Source organism: Paenarthrobacter sp. E2MeOHC11, assembly GCF_058744955.1.
The window spans coordinates 781,070-798,277 of the sequence record NZ_CP196673.1 but is presented as its reverse complement, the minus strand read 5'-3'; the positions used below and the strand labels follow the sequence as shown (position 1 = coordinate 798,277).

The 17,208-nt window shown below is 62.4% G+C and carries 16 protein-coding genes; 10 read left to right on the top strand and 6 right to left on the bottom strand.

The window, feature by feature from the left end; all coding sequences use genetic code 11:
* Positions 1 to 98 precede the first annotated feature (98 nt).
* The gene (locus ACSSVG_RS03640) at positions 99 to 1,019 is read right to left on the bottom strand and encodes a glycoside hydrolase family 43 protein (protein ID WP_492419131.1); all 921 of its coding nucleotides are present in this window, start codon (positions 1,017 to 1,019) and stop codon (positions 99 to 101) included.
* A gap of 117 nt (positions 1,020 to 1,136) precedes the next feature.
* Here ACSSVG_RS03640 and ACSSVG_RS03635 point away from each other — a divergent pair, with 117 nt between their 5' ends.
* Positions 1,137 to 2,438, top strand: a complete 1,302-nt coding sequence (locus ACSSVG_RS03635) for an ABC transporter substrate-binding protein (protein ID WP_231343453.1) — start codon at positions 1,137 to 1,139, stop codon at positions 2,436 to 2,438.
* 3 nt (positions 2,439 to 2,441) lie between these two features.
* On the opposite strand, the gene ACSSVG_RS03630 is transcribed toward ACSSVG_RS03635, so the two are convergent.
* The 5 genes from ACSSVG_RS03630 to sdhC all read right to left on the bottom strand — a co-directional run bounded on the left by ACSSVG_RS03630 (position 2,442) and on the right by sdhC (position 6,816).
* Complete coding sequence (locus ACSSVG_RS03630) at positions 2,442 to 3,218, bottom strand: alpha/beta hydrolase (protein ID WP_492417338.1); 777 nt, start codon at positions 3,216 to 3,218, stop codon at positions 2,442 to 2,444.
* A 115-nt stretch (positions 3,219 to 3,333) separates the two neighbouring features.
* Positions 3,334 to 4,116 (bottom strand): succinate dehydrogenase iron-sulfur subunit, encoded by a 783-nt coding sequence (locus ACSSVG_RS03625; RefSeq protein WP_024820061.1) that lies wholly within the window; start codon positions 4,114 to 4,116, stop codon positions 3,334 to 3,336.
* On the bottom strand, positions 4,116 to 5,915 hold the full coding sequence (gene sdhA, locus ACSSVG_RS03620) for a succinate dehydrogenase flavoprotein subunit (protein ID WP_231343328.1): 1,800 nt from the start codon (positions 5,913 to 5,915) through the stop codon (positions 4,116 to 4,118). The genes ACSSVG_RS03625 and sdhA overlap by 1 nt, the downstream gene beginning before the upstream one ends.
* 100 nt (positions 5,916 to 6,015) lie before the next feature.
* Positions 6,016 to 6,477, bottom strand: coding sequence for a succinate dehydrogenase hydrophobic membrane anchor subunit (locus ACSSVG_RS03615; RefSeq protein ID WP_017197835.1), 462 nt, complete (start codon positions 6,475 to 6,477; stop codon positions 6,016 to 6,018).
* A gap of 3 nt (positions 6,478 to 6,480) precedes the next feature.
* Entirely contained in the window at positions 6,481 to 6,816 is a 336-nt protein-coding gene (sdhC, locus tag ACSSVG_RS03610; RefSeq protein WP_231343329.1) for a succinate dehydrogenase, cytochrome b556 subunit, read from the bottom strand.
* A 334-nt stretch (positions 6,817 to 7,150) separates the two neighbouring features.
* Here sdhC and ACSSVG_RS03605 point away from each other — a divergent pair, with 334 nt between their 5' ends.
* The 9 genes from ACSSVG_RS03605 to ACSSVG_RS03565 all read left to right on the top strand — a co-directional run bounded on the left by ACSSVG_RS03605 (position 7,151) and on the right by ACSSVG_RS03565 (position 17,207).
* Positions 7,151 to 8,248, top strand: coding sequence for a mannose-1-phosphate guanylyltransferase (locus ACSSVG_RS03605; protein WP_256492275.1), 1,098 nt, complete (start codon positions 7,151 to 7,153; stop codon positions 8,246 to 8,248).
* Between the two features lie 111 nt (positions 8,249 to 8,359).
* The gene (locus ACSSVG_RS03600; RefSeq protein WP_231343326.1) at positions 8,360 to 9,565 is read left to right on the top strand and encodes an amidohydrolase; all 1,206 of its coding nucleotides are present in this window, start codon (positions 8,360 to 8,362) and stop codon (positions 9,563 to 9,565) included.
* Positions 9,566 to 9,646: 81 nt separating this feature from the next.
* The gene (locus tag ACSSVG_RS03595; protein WP_253467181.1) at positions 9,647 to 10,081 is read left to right on the top strand and encodes a MarR family winged helix-turn-helix transcriptional regulator; all 435 of its coding nucleotides are present in this window, start codon (positions 9,647 to 9,649) and stop codon (positions 10,079 to 10,081) included.
* 53 nt (positions 10,082 to 10,134) lie between these two features.
* A complete protein-coding gene (locus ACSSVG_RS03590) occupies positions 10,135 to 10,566 on the top strand; it encodes an organic hydroperoxide resistance protein (protein WP_231343323.1) in 432 nt (143 codons plus the stop codon).
* The gene (locus tag ACSSVG_RS03585; RefSeq protein ID WP_231343322.1) at positions 10,563 to 11,576 is read left to right on the top strand and encodes an NADP-dependent oxidoreductase; all 1,014 of its coding nucleotides are present in this window, start codon (positions 10,563 to 10,565) and stop codon (positions 11,574 to 11,576) included. The genes ACSSVG_RS03590 and ACSSVG_RS03585 overlap by 4 nt, the downstream gene beginning before the upstream one ends.
* A gap of 245 nt (positions 11,577 to 11,821) precedes the next feature.
* Positions 11,822 to 12,928 (top strand): BMP family lipoprotein, encoded by a 1,107-nt coding sequence (locus ACSSVG_RS03580; RefSeq protein ID WP_439898960.1) that lies wholly within the window; start codon positions 11,822 to 11,824, stop codon positions 12,926 to 12,928.
* A 127-nt stretch (positions 12,929 to 13,055) separates the two neighbouring features.
* A complete protein-coding gene (locus ACSSVG_RS03575) occupies positions 13,056 to 14,573 on the top strand; it encodes an ABC transporter ATP-binding protein (RefSeq protein ID WP_231342472.1) in 1,518 nt (505 codons plus the stop codon).
* A complete protein-coding gene (locus ACSSVG_RS03570; protein ID WP_492417334.1) occupies positions 14,566 to 15,921 on the top strand; it encodes an ABC transporter permease in 1,356 nt (451 codons plus the stop codon). Before ACSSVG_RS03575 ends, ACSSVG_RS03570 begins: the two co-directional genes overlap by 8 nt.
* Positions 15,918 to 17,207, top strand: coding sequence for an ABC transporter permease (locus tag ACSSVG_RS03565; RefSeq protein ID WP_492417332.1), 1,290 nt, complete (start codon positions 15,918 to 15,920; stop codon positions 17,205 to 17,207). The genes ACSSVG_RS03570 and ACSSVG_RS03565 overlap by 4 nt, the downstream gene beginning before the upstream one ends.
* The last annotated feature ends 1 nt before the right edge of the window (position 17,208 follow it).

Genomic DNA, 17,208 nt, shown 5'->3' with positions numbered 1-17,208 from the left:
GCCCTCCTGATGCTGTCTGCGTTGACTGCTGCTGTCACTGAGAAACCGTTTTCCGAAACGATTCAATCCTTGTCTCGGAGCGCGGAGGTGTCAACCCCTCAGGCGCCGGGGGTGGCGGGATCGTATTCCTCCGGCGCCAGAACTACGGTGTCCTCGCGTTCTACGAGCGGGAAGAATGCAGCCCGCTCGTGGGGGCTCTTGTTGGGCTGGTGAAGTGTCAGGAAAAGGCTGCCATCCAGTGCACGGCCGATCATGCCGTGGCCACCATCAGTGCTCCAGAGGGGCTCTGGCTCCTGGGTCCATGGGCCCAAAACTGTTCCGGATTCGCTTCGGGCGATCCCCATTGCGTAGCCGTGGTCGCCAAAGCTCGACCACAACATGATGAGCTTGCCGCTGGACAGCCGGAAGAGGAATGGTCCGTCGGTGACATAGACGGGAAACTCCCTGTCCCGGACGGACGGAACATCCAGGGCGCGGGACCACGGTGCTTCCGAGGCGCTGAAGAGGAAGACTGGCACACCCTCGGCTGTCCGCAAGTCCGGGCTGAGCCGCTGGGCCATCATGGCTCCGTCGTGTACTTGCTTCCATTCGTGGCAGAACACCATCCAGGGCGTCCCGGCATCGTCCACGTGGAGCGTCCCGTCCAGGCACTCCCAGTCACCGGGGGTGACAGGGCCATCGCTCCACGGCTCGTAGGGGCCCTCGGGCGCAGTTGCTGAAAGGACCTGCGTTCCACGGAAACGCCCCGGCGCAGTAAACGTCGCGAACATGAAGTAGCGCCCTTGGTAGTGGTGCACCTCAGGAGCCCAGTACTGTTCCTGGCTCCAGAATTCGGGGGATGGGCGGAAGGCGGGCAGCGGACCTTCCCACGTGGCAAGGTCGCTGCTTCGGTAGCAGTCGAACCCTGTGGCAGGCCCCGACCAGATGTTCTTGTCCGTGCTGCCGAAGAGCAGGTAGCAGCCGGATGACGGCTGGGTAAGCACGAATGGGTCCCGGATCTGGATCTGGTCCAAGCGCATGGTCAAGGCGGACTCCTCAGTGGATTTATATAGTTCATATTCCAAACTATTGACGAATATACACCGCCTTGATACGTTTCAGGAACCGTTTTCTTGAGCCTGAAAGAAGCTTACCCAATGACGCGTAAACCCCTCCGACATCTCCGCAAATCCATCGCTTTCGTAGCCGCCGTCAGCATGCTTGGGCTTACTGCAGCCTGTTCCAGCCCTTCCGCCAACCAGCCTGAAGATGGGCCGGTCGAAATCCGGTTCTCGTGGTGGGGCAACGCCAACCGTGCCGAGCTGACCAACAATGCCATTAAAGAGTTCGAAGCAGCCAACCCCAACATCAAGGTCAAGCCGGAGTACGGCGACATCACGGGATACTTCGACAAACTGGCCACCCAGGTGGCAGCAAACGACGCCCCCGATGTCATCACGATGGGCGGCGCCTACCCGGCCGAATACGCCAACCGCGGCGCCCTGCTGGATCTGTCCACAGTGAGCGGTTCCCTGGACCTTTCCAAAATTGACCAGGGAGCCCTGGAAAACGGGCAGGTCCAGGGCAAGCAGTACGGAGTGTCCACAGGCGCCAACGCCCTGGCTATCGTAGTGAACCCTGCCGTCTTCCAAGCCGCCGGTGTTGCGCTGCCGGATGACAGCAAGTGGTCCTGGGACGAGTTCGCCAAGATCGCGGAAGACATCACCACCAAGAGCCCCAAGGGCACCTATGGCACGGCGACCGTCCTCACTCATGACTCCCTGGATGCCTTCGCCCGCCAACGTGGCAAGTCGCTCTACACACAAGACGGCCAGCTGGGACTGGACAAGGAAACTGTCCAGGACTACTTCGACTTCTCGCTGAAGCTCAGCGAGTCCGGCGCAGCGCCCAGTGCTTCGGAGACCGTGGAGAAGCTCAACGTCAGCACGGAGCAGACACTCATGGGCATGGGACAGGCCGGCATGATGCTCACGTGGAGCAACTCGCTCTCTGCGCTCAGCAAGGCTTCAGGGGCCGAATTGAAGCTCCTGAAGCTGCCCGGTGAGACACCTACGCCCGGCATCTGGCTCCAGTCCTCGCAGTTCTACACCATCTCCGCACGCAGCAAGCACACAGATGCCGCCGCCAAGCTGGTGAACTTCCTGGTGAACAACGAGGCTGCGGCCAAGATCATCCAGAGCGATCGCGGTGTGCCCAGCAACTCCGGCATGCGCACGGCCATTCAGGACCTATTGACGCCCCAGGGCAAGGTTGAGGCCGCCTACATTGACCAGATCGGCAAGATGGACTTTGCCCCCACGTTCATTGGTCCCACCGGTTCAACGGCTGTCTCAGAGATCACGGCCCGTATCAACACCGAGGTCCTGTTCAAGCGGCTGACCCCGGAGAAGGCGGCCGAGCAGTGGCTCAGTGAAAGCAAAGCGGCCATCGGCAAGTAGCAGCTAACCGGCGTCGCGGATCTCCAGGTAGGGGTCCGCCCACGCGCTGATGATGCGGGCGACCCGTGCTGCCTGGCCCTTCCCGGTCAGCAGATGCTCGCTGCCCTCCAGCGAGATAAAACTCCGGGGGTGCCGGGCGGTACGGAAGATCTCGCTGGCGTTGTCGATCCCCACGGTGTTGTCGGTGGGGGAGTGCATCACCATCAGCGGCTTGTGGAGGGTGCGGATGCAGTCGCGCAGATCGGCGCGTTCCACGTCTTCCACAAAGTGGCGGCGGACCTCCATGGGACGTCCACCGAGGTCCACCACAGCGCTGCCATCGCGGAGGATGTCCTCAATTTCGGTGTCGAACATGTGCTCAACGTGCTTGGGCTCGTACGGTGCGCCAACAGTCACCACGGCGTTGAGCCCCGGGACATCGCGGGCTGCGGCAAGCACAGCCGCACCCCCAAACGAGTGGCCCACCAGCACGGAGATTCCCCGGCCCTGTTCCCGCATGAATTCCGCGGCCAGAATGGTGTCGGACACCTTCACGCTGAACGATCCCGCCGACCATTCACCTGCTGAGCCGCCAAGACCCAAATTGTCGAAACGCAGCATTCCAATACCCTGCTCAGCCAGCCCCTTGCAGATGCGGGAAGCGGCAGGGCTGTCCTTGCCGAGCGTCAGGCCATGGGAGTACAGGCCCCAGCCCCGGACAGGGCCCTCAGGAACGTCCACGATGCCCGCCAACGTATCGCCGGTGCTTCCCGTGAAGCTGATCTTTTCGGAGCGTGACACGTTGGTCTCCTTGCGTTGCATTGACCGGTTGACGGCAGTGATTAACGACGACGGCGCCCCTCACCATCAGTGGTGAGTGGCGCCGTCGTCGTGTTTGTTCTTTGAAGAACGGTAACTAGATCTTGCGGGCCAGAATGGCCTGCTTGACCTCGGCAATTGCCTGGGTCACCTGGATGCCACGAGGGCATGCTTCCGAGCAGTTGAAGGTGGTGCGGCAACGCCACACGCCTTCTTTGTCGTTGAGGATCTCAAGGCGCATGTCGCCGGCGTCATCGCGGGAATCGAAGATGAAGCGGTGTGCGTTGACGATTGCTGCCGGACCAAAGTACTGGCCGTCGGTCCAGAAGACCGGGCAGGACGAGGTGCAGGCTGCGCAAAGGATGCACTTGGTGGTGTCGTCAAAGCGCTCACGGTCCTCAACGGACTGCAGGCGTTCCTTGGTGGGCTCGTGGCCCTTGTTGATCAGGAACGGCATGACTTCGCGGAAGGACTGGAAGAAGGGTTCCATGTCCACGATCAGGTCCTTCTCCACGGGGAGGCCCTTGATCGGCTCGACGGTGATGGGCTTGGTGGTGTCCAGGTCCTTCAGCAGCGTCTTGCAAGCGAGGCGGTTGCGGCCGTTGATGCGCATTGCATCGGAGCCACATACGCCGTGGGCGCAGGAGCGACGGAAGGAAACGGTGCCGTCGATTTCCCACTTGACCTTGTGCAGGGCATCCAACACGCGGTCCGTGCCGTACATCGTCAGCTTGTAGTCGTCCCAGCGGGCTTCGTCCGAGATTTCCGGATCGTAGCGGCGCACGCGGAGCGTGATGTGGAACGTGGGAATTTCACCGTCGCCGGCAACACTTGCCGGGAGCTCGATCTTGGAAGCGGGCTCTGCCATTTCGGTCGTCATTAGTACTTACGCTCCATCGGCTCGTAACGGGTGAAGATGACGGGCTTCGTCTCAAGACGGATGCCCGCGACGGATTCCGCCGAGGAGTCGACGGTGACGGAATTGTCCAGGTAAGCCATGGAGTGCTTCATGAACTTTTCGTCATTGCGGTCCGGGAAGTCCTCGCGGTAGTGGCCACCGCGGGACTCTTCACGGTGCAGGGCACCGACGGTCATGACCTTGGCCATGTCCAGCAGGAAGCCCAGTTCCACCGCTTCCAGGAGGTCCAGGTTGAAGCGCTTGCCCTTGTCCTGGACAGTGACGTTCTTGTAGCGCTCTTCGAAGGACTCGATGTCGCTGAGGACCTGCTCCAGCGATTCCTTGGTACGGAACACCTGCATGTTGGCATCCATGGTGTCCTGCAGTTCCTTGCGGATCTGTGCAACACGCTCGGTGCCATTGCCGTTGAGCAGGCCGCTGAGGATGCCACGGGTCATTGCCTCGGGATCCTCGGGCAACTCGACGTAATCGGCCGTCTTGGAGTACTCAGCGGCGGCAATGCCGGCGCGCTTGCCGAAGACGTTGATGTCCAGGAGCGAGTTGGTGCCGAGGCGGTTGGAGCCATGTACGGACACACAGGCAACTTCACCGGCTGCGTAGAGGCCCGGCACGATCGTGTCGTTGTCCTGCAGCACCTCGGTGGTGATGTTCGTGGGGATGCCGCCCATGGCGTAGTGCGCCGTCGGGAAAACGGGAACAGGATCGGTGAACGGTTCCACACCCAGGTAGGTGCGGGCGAACTCCGTGATGTCCGGAAGCTTGGCCTCGATATGCGCCGGCTCAAGGTGGGTCAGGTCCAGGAGGACGTAGTCCTTGTTTGGGCCACAGCCGCGGCCTTCACGCACTTCGTTCGCCATGGCGCGGGCCACGATGTCACGGGGTGCAAGGTCCTTGATGGTGGGGGCGTAGCGCTCCATGAAGCGCTCACCCTCGGAGTTACGCAGGATGGCACCTTCACCACGTGCACCCTCGGTGAGGAGGATGCCAAGGCCGGCCAGGCCGGTCGGGTGGAACTGGAAGAACTCCATGTCTTCCAGCGGGATGCCGCGGCGGAACGCGATGCCCATGCCGTCGCCCGTGAGGGTGTGGGCGTTTGAGGTGGTCTTGAAGACCTTGCCCGCGCCGCCGGAGGCGAACACCACGGACTTGGCCTGGAAGACGTGAAGTTCACCGGAAGCGAGGTCGTAGGAGACCACGCCGGCTACACGCTTCTGCTTGTACGGAGTACCGTCTTCGCGCACTGCGTCTTCTTCGACGATCAGCAGGTCCAGGACGTAGTACTCGTTGTAGAACTCAACGTTGTGCTTGACGCAGTTTTGGTACAGCGTCTGCAGGATCATGTGGCCGGTACGGTCTGCCGCATAGCAAGCACGGCGGACGGGGGCCTTGCCGTGGTCGCGGGTGTGGCCACCGAAGCGACGCTGGTCAATCCGGCCCTCGGGCGTGCGGTTGAACGGCAGGCCCATCTTTTCCAGGTCCAGCACGGCGTCGATGGCTTCCTTCGCCATGACCTCGGCTGCGTCCTGGTCAACCAGGTAGTCGCCACCCTTGATGGTGTCAAAGGTGTGCCATTCCCAGTTGTCTTCTTCGACGTTGGCCAGTGCTGCACACATTCCACCCTGGGCTGCACCGGTGTGCGAGCGGGTGGGGTAGAGCTTGGTCAGTACCGCTGTGCGTGCGCGCTGACCGGACTCGATCGCGGCGCGCATGCCGGCGCCACCTGCACCGACAATGACGACGTCGTACTTATGGACCTGCATACCAGATGCTCTCTCTTTCAAAAATCAGATGGTCGGCGGAGGCTGCTCCGCTACGTCAGGCGTGCCGTATCAAACCGGCAGCGCCGCTGTGGCACGGCCTCTACGGGGCCGGGCAGAATCCGCCGGGAAGCTGAACGCCGTCCACCACGGGGCACGGGTTGAAGGTGAAGATCACCAGGGTGCCCAGGATGATGATGACCAGGGTGGCCGCGTAAAGGACCATCTTGAGCCAGAAGCGCGTGGAGTCCTTCTCGGCGTAGTCGTTGATGATGGTGCGGACGCCGTTGGTGCCGTGCAGCATGGCAAGCCAGAGCATGGCGAGGTCCCAGAACTGCCAGAAGGGATCTGCCCACTTGCCGGCTACGAAGCCGAAGTCGATGGCGTGGATGCCTTCGCCCACCAACAGGTTCACGAAGAGGTGGCCGAAGATCAGCACCACCAGGACGATGCCGGAGAGGCGCATGAAGAGCCAGGCGATCATCTCGAAGTTGCCGCGGCTGGAGCCTGTGCGGTTGTACTTCGGGGCGATCTTCCCGGAACGCGGGGATTCGATGGTTGTCATGGCTTAGTGGCCTCCCAGCGCGAGGGAAAGGTGGCGGATGGCGAAGCCGGCGAACGTGACCAGCCACAGCGCAAGCACGATCCACAGCATCTGGCGCTGGTACTTTGCGCCCTTCTTCCAGAAGTCGATGGCGATCACGCGCAGGCCGTTGAAGGCGTGGAAGATGATCGCAGCGACCAGGCCCGTTTCCCCCAGGGCCATGAGGGGGTTCTTGTAAGCACCAATGACGGCCGTGTAGGCCTCAGGGGACACGCGCACCAATGAGGTGTCCAGCACATGGACCAACAAGAAGAAAAAGATCACTACACCGGTAATACGGTGTCCAACCCAGGACCACATGCCTTCACGGCCGCGGTACAAGGTGCCAGCTGGTTTTGTCGGCACTGATTAAACCTTCCTGCAACACAGCGGCGCTGGCATGGGATCCATGCGGGGGGAACGCCTGCTGCGAGAGCACTCGTAGCTCACGCCTAAATCTAGGCTTCGCTAACAGCATATTCAATTTAGGACTGGCTTCTCTGCTTGTTAATTCCATGTTTCCTGCCCGTATTCAGGCAATTTTGGCCAGTGCTTGAGACGAACACCACATGCGTGGCGTTCTGCGGGGCTTCCCGGCTGCGTCGGATAAAGTGTTGCGGTGAGTACAGAAGACGCGAAATACCCGGAATCGCCCATGAACCGCTTCCATGCGGTCATTCCGGCGGGCGGTGTGGGCACCAGGCTGTGGCCGCTCTCGCGTGCCGCCGCGCCCAAGTTCCTCCACGATCTGACCGGTTCCGGCAGCACGTTGTTGAGGGCCACCTACGACCGCCTTGAGCCGCTGGCCGGCGAGCGGGTGCTCGTAGTAACCGGCGAGGCACACCGCGCCGCAGTGTGCCGCCAGCTCCCCGAAGTAGGGGACGACGAACTGGTGCTCGAAAGCGAGCCCAAGGACTCCGGCGCCGCCATTGGACTGGCCGCTGCCATCCTGTATCGCCGGGACCCGGACACCATCATGGGCTCCTTCGCCGCAGACCAGGTCATCAGTCCGGACAATCTCTTCCAGGAAACCGTGCGCGAAGCGATCTATACCGCAGCCATGGGAAAGATCGTCACCATCGGCATCAAGCCAACGCACCCGTCTACTGGTTTCGGTTACATCCGTTCCGGTGCAGCCCTCCATGTCGAAGGCGCTCCCAACGCGCTTGCAGTTGCGGAGTTCGTGGAGAAGCCCAGCCAGGAAGTTGCCAATAAGTACGTCGAGGCAGGGGACTATGTCTGGAACGCCGGCATGTTCGTCGCTCCTGTGGCCCTCATGCTCAAGCACTTGGAAGCCAACCAGCCCGAGCTCTTCGCGGGCCTGCAGGAAATCGCCGAGGCCTGGGATACGCCGCAGCGCGCCGAGGTGACCGCCCGTGTCTGGCCCACCCTGCCCAAGATTGCCATTGACTACGCGGTGGCCGAGCCCGCAGCGGCGGCCGGCGATGTCGCCGTCGTGCCTGGCACGTTCCGTTGGGACGACGTTGGCGACTTTGCCGCGATCGGTCGCCTCAACAACGCCGGCGACGTCGACGAAGTGACGGTGCTTGGTGAGGGCGCGCGCGTCTTTGCTGAAAATGCCAGCGGGGTGGTGGTCTCCGATACCAAGCGCGTTATCGCCCTGATCGGCATCAAGGACGTAGTCATCGTGGACACCCCGGACGCGCTCCTGGTCACCACCAAGGAACATGCCCAACTGGTCAAAGGTACGGTTGACGCCCTCAAAGCCAGCGGCGATACGGACGTGCTGTAAAGCAACCCGCTTATACCGTGAGCCACCTTTTTGGTTGTCCTGCCGCTGAACGCAGCGTAACCAAGAGGTGGCTTTCGTTCTTCGAGGGCCACGCATGGCTAGAGTTGTGACGTGCGCAATTACACGACTGAAACCGAGCCCGCTCCCGTGGTGAGTCCTTGGGTTGATGAACTGCTTCCCGGACTGATCGAATTCCGGCGTGACCTCCATGCGCACCCGGAGCTGTCCTTCAAGGAATTCCGTACCACGGACAAGCTCGTGGAGCGGCTTGAAGCAGCCGGGCTGAAGCCGCGGCGGCTGGAAGAGACCGGGCTGACGGTTGATGTGGGCGAAGGCCCCATTGCCACCGCCCTCCGCGGGGACATCGACGCCCTGCCGATCATTGAGGAAACCGGACTGCCGTTCGCGTCGAAGAACCATGGCGTTACCCATGCTTGCGGGCACGACGTCCACACCACTGCCATGCTCGGCATTGCCTTGACGCTGCAGCGGATGCACAAGAACAATCCGCTGGGTGGCACGGTCCGGATCATCTTCCAGCCTGCCGAGGAAACCATGCCCGGTGGCGCGTTGTCCTGCATCGAGCAGGGAGTGCTTGAAGGTGTGCCGCGTATCCTGGCGCTGCACTGTGATCCCCGGATCAACGTGGGCCAGATCGGCACCCGCATCGGGGCCATCACCTCGGCGTCGGACACCATCAAAATTGAACTCTCCGGCAGGGGCGGCCACACGTCCAGGCCGCACTTGACCGAGGACCTCGTCTTCGCTTTGTCGCAGATCGCCATCAACGTCCCTGCTGTTCTTTCCCGCCGCGTGGATGTCCGCAGTGGCGTGTCCGTTGTCTGGGGCCAGATCTCCGCCGGCTCTGCGCCCAACGCCATCCCCGGCTCCGGCTACATGGCCGGAACCATGCGCTGCCTTGACCGCGACGCCTGGCACAGCGCGGGGGAGTTGCTGGACGAAGTGGTGAAGCAGGTTGCTGCCCCTTACGGCGTGGACGTCCACATGGAGCACACCCGCGGCGTGCCCCCGGTGGTCAATTCCGAGCATGAGACAGCCCTCATCGAAGCCTCCGCGCGCGCGGAGTTGGGTGAGAACGCAGTGGTCCTGACCCCGCAGTCCATGGGTGGGGAGGACTTCGCCTGGTTCCTGGCCGACCTTCCCGGCGCCATGATGCGCCTCGGCACGCACACGCCCGGCGGCGAAGAATACGATCTTCACCGCGGCGACTTCATCGTGGACGAACGCGCCCTCGGCTACGCCATCCGCGTCCTGACCGCAGCTGCCCTCCGTACCATCCGCGACCTCGAGCAGTAACCCCTCGAGCAGTAAACCCACTGAGTCGCATCAGGCGAAGATGAGTTGTGCGCAATTGAATTGTGCGCTATCGTTTTATCCATGAGTGATGCACCCCGCCTCCGCCACCAGGTTTGCTTTGCGCTGTATTCGGCTTCCAAAGCTGCGACGGCGGTCTACCGCCCCGTGCTGGAGGACCTCGGCCTGACGTACCCGCAGTACCTGGTGATGCTGGTCCTGTGGGAGCAGGAGCCGCGGAGTGTTCGCGACCTCGGTGCCGAATTGGGCCTCGATTCCGGAACGCTCTCGCCCCTGCTCAAGCGGCTCGAAGCCTTGGGCCTGGTGGAACGCCGCCGCTCCGCAGAGGACGAGCGCCGCGTGGACGTCGTCCTGACCGACGCCGGGACCGCCTTGAGCGGCCGCGCCCAGGCCGTGCCCCAGCGCCTCGCCGACGCCGCAGGCCTCTCCGCCGACGAGATTGAACAACTGCACGCAACCCTCGGCAAGCTCACGGCAGCGCTGAACAGCTCACTCTGACAGACTCCCGGAAAATCCCGAGACATCCATTCCCGAAGAGAAACGGAAACACCATGAAGACTCTCTACACTGCCGAGGCATTGGCCTCCGGCGAAGGCCGCGACGGCAACGCCCGCACGAATGACGGCAAACTGGATGTAGCACTCGCCAGCCCCGTGGAACTCGGTGGCAACGGTGAAGGCACCAACCCGGAACAGCTTTTCGCAGCCGGCTACGCTGCCTGCTTCCACTCAGCCCTCCGCCTGGTGGGCCGCAAGGAGCGCGCCGACCTCAGCGATTCCGCCGTCGCTGCCAAGATCCACTTCGGCGCCCTGACGGACAGCGAAGGCTACGGCCTGGCCGCGGAGTTGGAGGTCGCCCTGCCCGCGCTGGACCGCACCACGGCTGAAGAGCTGATGGCCAAGGCGCACCAGATCTGCCCTTACTCCAACGCGACCCGCGGCAACATGGCCGTAGACCTCAAGCTCGTGGAGTTCGCAGCATGAGCGCCCCCGCAACGGAAACCCGCGAAATCCAGCTCGCCTCGCGCCCGATCGGCAGGCCGGCCCCGGAGAACTTCCGGTTGGCAACGGCCCAGGTTCCCGAGCTCGCCGAGGGTCAGGTCCTGGTGAAGAACCAATTCATGTCCGTGGACCCCTATATGCGCGGCCGCATGAACGACGTCAAGTCCTACTCTGCGCCCTTCCGCCTGGATGCAGCGCTCGACGGCGGTGCGGTGGGTGAGGTGATCGCGTCCCGTTCGGACGCGCACAAGGTGGGTGACGTCGTCGTGCATCAACTGGGGTGGCGCGAGCACGCTGTGGTGGACGCCGCCGCGACGACGCCGGTCCCAAGCGGACTCGCTCCAACGTCAGCGTTCCTCGGCGCGCTGGGCATGACAGGGCTGACTGCCTACGCCGGACTGCTCAAGGTGGCTGAGTTCAAGGAGGGCGAGGTTGTCTTCGTGTCCGGTGCGGCGGGTGCCGTCGGCTCGATGGTGGGCCAGATCGCCAAGGCCATGGGCGCGTCAAAGGTCATCGGCAGCGCCGGGTCGCCGGAGAAGGTTGCCCGCCTGCTGGAGCTTGGCTTTGACGCCGCGTTCAACTACAACGACGCCCCGGTGCTCGAGCAGCTCCGTGAGGCGGCGGGGGAGCGCGGCATCGACGTGTACTTCGACAACGTCGGCGGCGAGCACCTCGAAGCGGCCTTGGCGACCCTCACCGTTGGTGGACGGGTAGCAATGTGCGGCGCCATCGCACAGTACAACTCCACCGAGCCCCCGGTTGCGCCGAGGAACCTGGCAGTGGCCATCGGGAAGCAGCTGACGATGCGTGGATTCCTGGTGGGCGGACAACGCCAGCACGCCGCGGAGTTCGCGCAGAACATGGCCGGTTGGCTGGCCGACGGCAGCGTCAGCTACGACGAGACAATCGTCGATGGACTGGAGAATGCACCGCAGGCCTTCATTGATCTGCTCGATGGCGCAAACACCGGAAAGATGCTCGTCCGCCTCTAATCCACAGGTGAAGCGCGTGTGACTTGCACACCCGGCTACTGCTTGGTAACAAAAGGTCAACAATCTGACCTGGAGTGATCATTTGTGGTAGCTGGGTGTGTTCCAGGCCACTAGTGTTGGTGACATCAATGCGCTTAGGCGCAGCTGCGAGCATCAGTGAAAACAGAATTTCTGCCTCAGGTATAGGAAACGGACACTCATTGACCATCCGTCGTAGCGCCAATCACTTTCTTCCTGGAGGAAAATTGAAGAAACCACTGCGTGCCACCCTGAAGCGCGGTTCAATGGCCGGTGTTGCCACCGTCGGCGCAGCAGCGCTCCTGCTGACCGGTTGTGGACAGGCCCCCGACGCCGGATCCGGCGCTGCCACCAAGAGCGACTTTGTTGGATGCATCGTGTCCGACTCCGGCGGATTCGATGACCAGTCCTTCAACCAGTCCTCGTTCGAAGGCCTCAAGAAGGCCGAGACTGATCTAGGCATCACGGTGAAGTCGGCCGAATCGAAGGCCAACAGCGACTTCGAAACCAACCTCAACGGCATGATTTCCGCTGGCTGCAACCTTACGGTTACCGTCGGCTTCCTCCTGGGCGATGCCACCAAGGCCGCCGCCGAGAAGAACACGGACAAGCACTTCGCGATCGTCGACTACACGTATGAGACGCCGATCGCCAACGTCAAGCCGATCGTGTATGACACGGCACAGGCGGCTTACCTGGCCGGTTACGCGGCTGCGGCCACCACCAAGACCGGCAAGGTGGGCACCTTCGGCGGCATCAAGATCCCCACAGTCACCATCTTCATGGACGGCTTCTACGACGGCGTCCAGGCCTACAACAAAGCCAAGAACAAGACCGTCCAGGTTGTCGGCTGGGACAAGACCACCCAGGACGGTTCGTTCACGGGTGACTTCGAAAAGCAGGACACCGGCAAGCAGGTCACCATCAACCTGCTGGACCAGGGTGCAGACATCATCATGCCTGTAGCCGGCCCCGTTGGTAAGGGTGCAGGTGCTGCGCTGAAGGAAGCCAAGGCTGCCGGCAAGGACGTCAAGCTCATCTGGGTTGACTCCGATGGCTACCTCACCGCTCCCGAGTACAAGGACCTCATGCTGACCTCCGTGGTCAAGCAGATGGGTGAAGCCGTTGAAGCCGTGGTGAAGGACGACACGGAAGGCAAGTTCAACAACGCAGCCTATGTCGGGACGTTGGAGAACGATGGCGTTGCCATCGCACCGTTCCACGATCTTGACTCCGCTGTCACTGCTGAAACCAAGTCCGAGCTCGATGCCCTGAAGGCCGACATCGTCTCCGGCAAGCTGGTTGTCGAATCGGCAGCGAGCCCCAAGAAGTAAACAATTCCTGGACGCGCCGCCAGTACCGAGCCCCGGTACTGGCGGCGCGTTTTTGCCCTGACTAGGCTGAGGCCAAGCCAATGGCTTGTCTGCAGTAAGTCCCTGGACTCACAGAACGGTGGGAGTTGTGAAACTCGAATTGAAGGGGATCTCGAAAGCCTTCGGGACCTTCTACGCCAACCAAGACATCGACCTCGTGGTCGAATCCGGCCAGATCCATTGCCTCCTCGGCGAAAATGGTGCCGGCAAATCAACCCTCATGAACGTGCTGTACGGGCTCTATGAGCCCACGGCTGGCCAGATCCTGGTGGACGACCAGCCCGTCAACTTCCGCGGCCCCGGTGATGCAATGGCGGCAGGTATCGGCATGGTGCACCAGCACTTCATGCTGGTCCCCGTCTTCACAGTGGCGGAAAACGTGGCCCTCGGCGCGGAACCGACCGCTTTTGGCGGCATCCTCAGCATGGATGAAACCCGTAAGAAGATCCGGGAGATTTCCGATAAATACGGCTTCGACGTGGACCCCGACGCCTTGGTGGAGGACCTCCCCGTGGGCGTTCAACAGCGCGTGGAGATCATCAAGGCACTGGTGCGCGAAGCCAAAGTCCTCATCCTTGACGAACCCACGGCTGTCCTGACGCCTCAGGAAACCGATGAACTCCTGGACATCATGCGCCAACTCAAAGCCGGCGGCACGTCCATCGTCTTCATTTCGCACAAGCTGCGTGAAGTGAAGGCTGTCTCGGACGTGATCACCGTCATCCGCCGCGGAAAAGTGGTGGGCGACGCTCCTCCGTCTGCCTCGGCCACCGAACTGGCCTCCATGATGGTGGGCCGCCCGGTCAGCCTGAGCTTGAACAAGGCTCCCGCACAGCCGAAGGAAACCACGTTTGTCGTGGAGAACCTGACTGTTCGCGCAGCCAACGGCACCAACGTGGTGGATGGGATCAGCTTCACTATCGCCCAAGGCGAGATCCTCGCCGTCGCGGGTGTCCAGGGAAACGGCCAAACCGAACTGACCGAAGCCATCCTGGGCGTGCAGGAGCACGTCACAGGTTCGGTGACCCTGGACGGCAAGCAACTGCTGGGCCTTCCGGTCAAGGACGTATTGCGTTCGGGCGTCGGCTTCGTCCCGGAGGACCGTACCGTCGATGGACTGGTTGGGCCCTTCTCCGTGGCAGAGAATCTGGTACTGGACCTGTATGACCAGGCGCCGTTCGCCAGTGGCATCAGCATGAAGCCGGCCAAGGTTGCCGAGCATGCCAAAGCCAAGATCGACGAATTCGATATCCGTACCCCTTCCGCAGGGTCGGCCGCCGGAACACTGTCTGGTGGCAATCAACAAAAAGTGGTCATGGCCCGCGAGTTGTCCAGGCCGTTGCGCTTGTTCATCGCCAGCCAGCCAACCCGTGGCGTGGATGTTGGCTCCATCGAGTTCCTGCATAAGCGCATCGTTGCCGAGCGGGACGTCGGAACGCCGGTCATGATCGTGTCCACCGAACTTGATGAGGTCATTGAACTCGCAGACCGGATTGCCGTGCTGTACAAGGGCAAGCTCGTGGGCATCGTCCCTGCTGGAACGCCCCGCGACACCCTCGGCTTGATGATGGCCGGCGTCGGCCCGGAAGGAGGCTCCGATGACTGAGAACGATCAGTCCAAGAGCGAACCAACACCCGCCCTGCCCGCAGAGGACCAGTCCACAGCGGACCTCCGCGCGGCTGATGTCTCACTCGATACTGCAGGCGGCATGCTGGAGCCCTCCATCGTGCCGGTGTCTTCCCAGAGCGGCGACACCGGGTCGCAGCAGGGCAGCCTCATGCGCCGGATCGTGATGGGCAACGGCTTTGTGTCCGTGCTCGCCGTCATCGTGGCGCTGTTCCTGGGCGGCCTGTTGATCGCCAGCACGGACGCGCAGGTTGCCAAAACCGCAGCCTACCTGTTCGCGCGGCCCACGGACTTCCTGAGCGCCTTGTGGTCTGCCATGACAGAGAGCTACGTTGCCCTGTTCCAGGGTTCAATCTTTAACCCGCGGCAAGGCCTCCAGCCACTTCTGGAAACCATGACCGTGGCAACCCCGCTCATCTGCGCCGGCCTTGGCGTTGCCTTGGCCTTCCGGGCCGGCCTGTTCAACATTGGTGCGCAGGGCCAGATCATTATCAGTGCGACCCTCGCAGCCTATGTCGGGTTCGCCTGGCACCTGCCGTTCGGCCTGCACTTGCTGGTGGTCATCATCATGGGTGTCCTGGGCGGTGCTTTTTGGGGCGCGATTGTTGGCATCCTCAAAGCACGGACCGGTGCGCATGAGGTCATCGTCACCATCATGCTGAACTATGTGGCGTTGTTCCTGCTGGACTTCCTGCTGAACACCGCTGCGTTCCGGCGTCCGGGGGATAACAGCCCTATCTCGCCCCGCCTCGACGAATCAGCAACCTACCCGGTCCTGATCCCGGGATCCAGGCTCCACGTGGGCTTCCTCGTAGCAATAGCGCTGACCTATGGCGTGTGGTGGCTGCTGAACCGGTCCACCATCGGCTTCGAGTTCCGCGCCGTTGGTGCCAACCCCGTCGCAGCACGGACTGCCGGGGTCAAGGTATCCCGTGCCACCATCCTGGTGATGGCAATGGCTGGTGCCCTTGCGGCCTTCGGTGGTATAGCGCAGGTTGCCGGTACCGAAAAGGTGCTCACCGGCGGCGTCGCAGCCCAGATCGGCTTTGATGCCATCACCGTTGCCCTACTGGGCCGCAGTACCCCGTGGGGTACGTTCTTTGCCGGCCTGTTGTTCGGAGCTTTCCGCGCGGGGGCAGTGCAGATGCAGATCCAGACGGGAACCCCCATCGACATCGTGCTGGTGGTGCAGTCCCTCATCGTCCTGTTCATCGCAGCACCGCCGCTCATCAGGTCGATCTTCCGGCTTGAGCCCAAGAAGAAGAACAAGACACCGAAAGCGGCTCCCAAGGCTGCCCTCGTCAACGCCTCCGGAGGTGCCAAATGAGCGCGACGACTACAGCTCCAAAGCCGGGTTCAACAGCCCTTCCGGCGTTCCGGCCGTCCATGAAGGCCCCGTTGTCGCTGGGCATCCTTGCACTCATTGCCCTGGTCTTCTTCGGCTTCCTGGGCCCGGACCAGACGGCCGAGATGAAGATCAGCGACGCCGGCGACGCCGTTGCCGTCCCCGCTCTTATGATTCCCGGGCAGGTGGGCGGCGTTGTCTTCGGCATTCTGCTCCTTGCCATGGCCGCCTATTCGATTTACCTCTGGACACAGGGGGAGCGTTCGCCCAAGTGGCTGCCGATCGCCTTCGCCGTCGTCTTCGTCTTCGCCTTGCTCGTGTGGATTGTGGCGGGTGCGCGGCAGCCGTCCATTTCGCTGGCAGGCTTGGTCGCGGGTTCGGTGACACTGGCGGTGCCGCTCGTCTTCGGTTCGTTGTCAGGCGTGCTGTGTGAGCGCGTGGGCGTGGTCAACATTGCCATTGAAGGCCAGCTGCTGGGCGGTGCCTTCACTGCTGCCCTGGTAGCCACCATGACGGGCAGCCCCTACATCGGCCTGATTGCAGCCGCTGCCGCTGGTGCCGCGGTGTCCATGGTCCTCGCCGTGTTCAGCATCAAGTACTTGGTCAACCAGATCATTGTGGGCGTTGTCCTGAACGTGCTGGTCTCGGGCCTCACCGGCTTCCTGTACGGCACCCTCATGGTTCCCAACAAGGAGCAGTTCAACACCCCGGGTCGCCTGGACATCCTGCCGATCCCGCTGCTTTCGGATATCCCCATCATCGGACCCATCCTGTTTGAGCAGTCCATCGCCGGTTACCTCATGTACATAGCCGTTGCCGTGGTGTGGTTCGGCCTCTTCAAGACCCGCTGGGGCCTGCGTGTCCGCGCAGTCGGTGAGCACCCGCAGGCTGCTGACACGCTCGGTATCAACGTCAACGCCACCCGCTTCTGGAACGTCACCCTGGGTGGCGCCATCGCGGGCATCGGTGGAGCAGTGTTCACGCTGGTGACCATCGACTCCTTCACGAAGGACATCTCCGGTGGCCGCGGCTTCATCGCACTGGCTGCCCTGATCTTCGGACGATGGAACCCGATCGGTGCCTTCCTCGCGTCGCTGCTGTTCGGCTTCGCCTACAACCTGCAGTCGATCCTGGGCATCATCGGTACTCCGGTGCCCAGCCAGTTCATGGCCATGCTGCCATACCTGGTGACCATCTTCGCCGTCGCCGGTTTGGTGGGTAAGTCGCGGCCACCGGCCGCAAGCGGCATACCGTACGTGAAGGGTTGAC

Bases quoted from the DNA above. Each gene is read 5' to 3' on its own strand.
- ACSSVG_RS03640 (WP_492419131.1), bottom strand. From the start codon at position 1,019: ATGCGCTTGGACCAGATCCAGATCCGGGACCCATTCGTGCTTACCCAG.
- ACSSVG_RS03635 (WP_231343453.1), top strand. From the start codon at position 1,137: ATGACGCGTAAACCCCTCCGACATCTCCGCAAATCCATCGCTTTCGTA.
- ACSSVG_RS03625 (WP_024820061.1), bottom strand. From the start codon at position 4,116: ATGACGACCGAAATGGCAGAGCCCGCTTCCAAGATCGAGCTCCCGGCA.
- sdhA (WP_231343328.1), bottom strand. From the start codon at position 5,915: ATGCAGGTCCATAAGTACGACGTCGTCATTGTCGGTGCAGGTGGCGCC.
- ACSSVG_RS03615 (WP_017197835.1), bottom strand. From the start codon at position 6,477: ATGACAACCATCGAATCCCCGCGTTCCGGGAAGATCGCCCCGAAGTAC.
- sdhC (WP_231343329.1), bottom strand. From the start codon at position 6,816: ATGTGGTCCTGGGTTGGACACCGTATTACCGGTGTAGTGATCTTTTTC.
- ACSSVG_RS03605 (WP_256492275.1), top strand. From the start codon at position 7,151: ATGAACCGCTTCCATGCGGTCATTCCGGCGGGCGGTGTGGGCACCAGG.
- ACSSVG_RS03595 (WP_253467181.1), top strand. From the start codon at position 9,647: ATGAGTGATGCACCCCGCCTCCGCCACCAGGTTTGCTTTGCGCTGTAT.
- ACSSVG_RS03590 (WP_231343323.1), top strand. From the start codon at position 10,135: ATGAAGACTCTCTACACTGCCGAGGCATTGGCCTCCGGCGAAGGCCGC.
- ACSSVG_RS03585 (WP_231343322.1), top strand. From the start codon at position 10,563: ATGAGCGCCCCCGCAACGGAAACCCGCGAAATCCAGCTCGCCTCGCGC.
- ACSSVG_RS03570 (WP_492417334.1), top strand. From the start codon at position 14,566: ATGACTGAGAACGATCAGTCCAAGAGCGAACCAACACCCGCCCTGCCC.
- ACSSVG_RS03565 (WP_492417332.1), top strand. From the start codon at position 15,918: ATGAGCGCGACGACTACAGCTCCAAAGCCGGGTTCAACAGCCCTTCCG.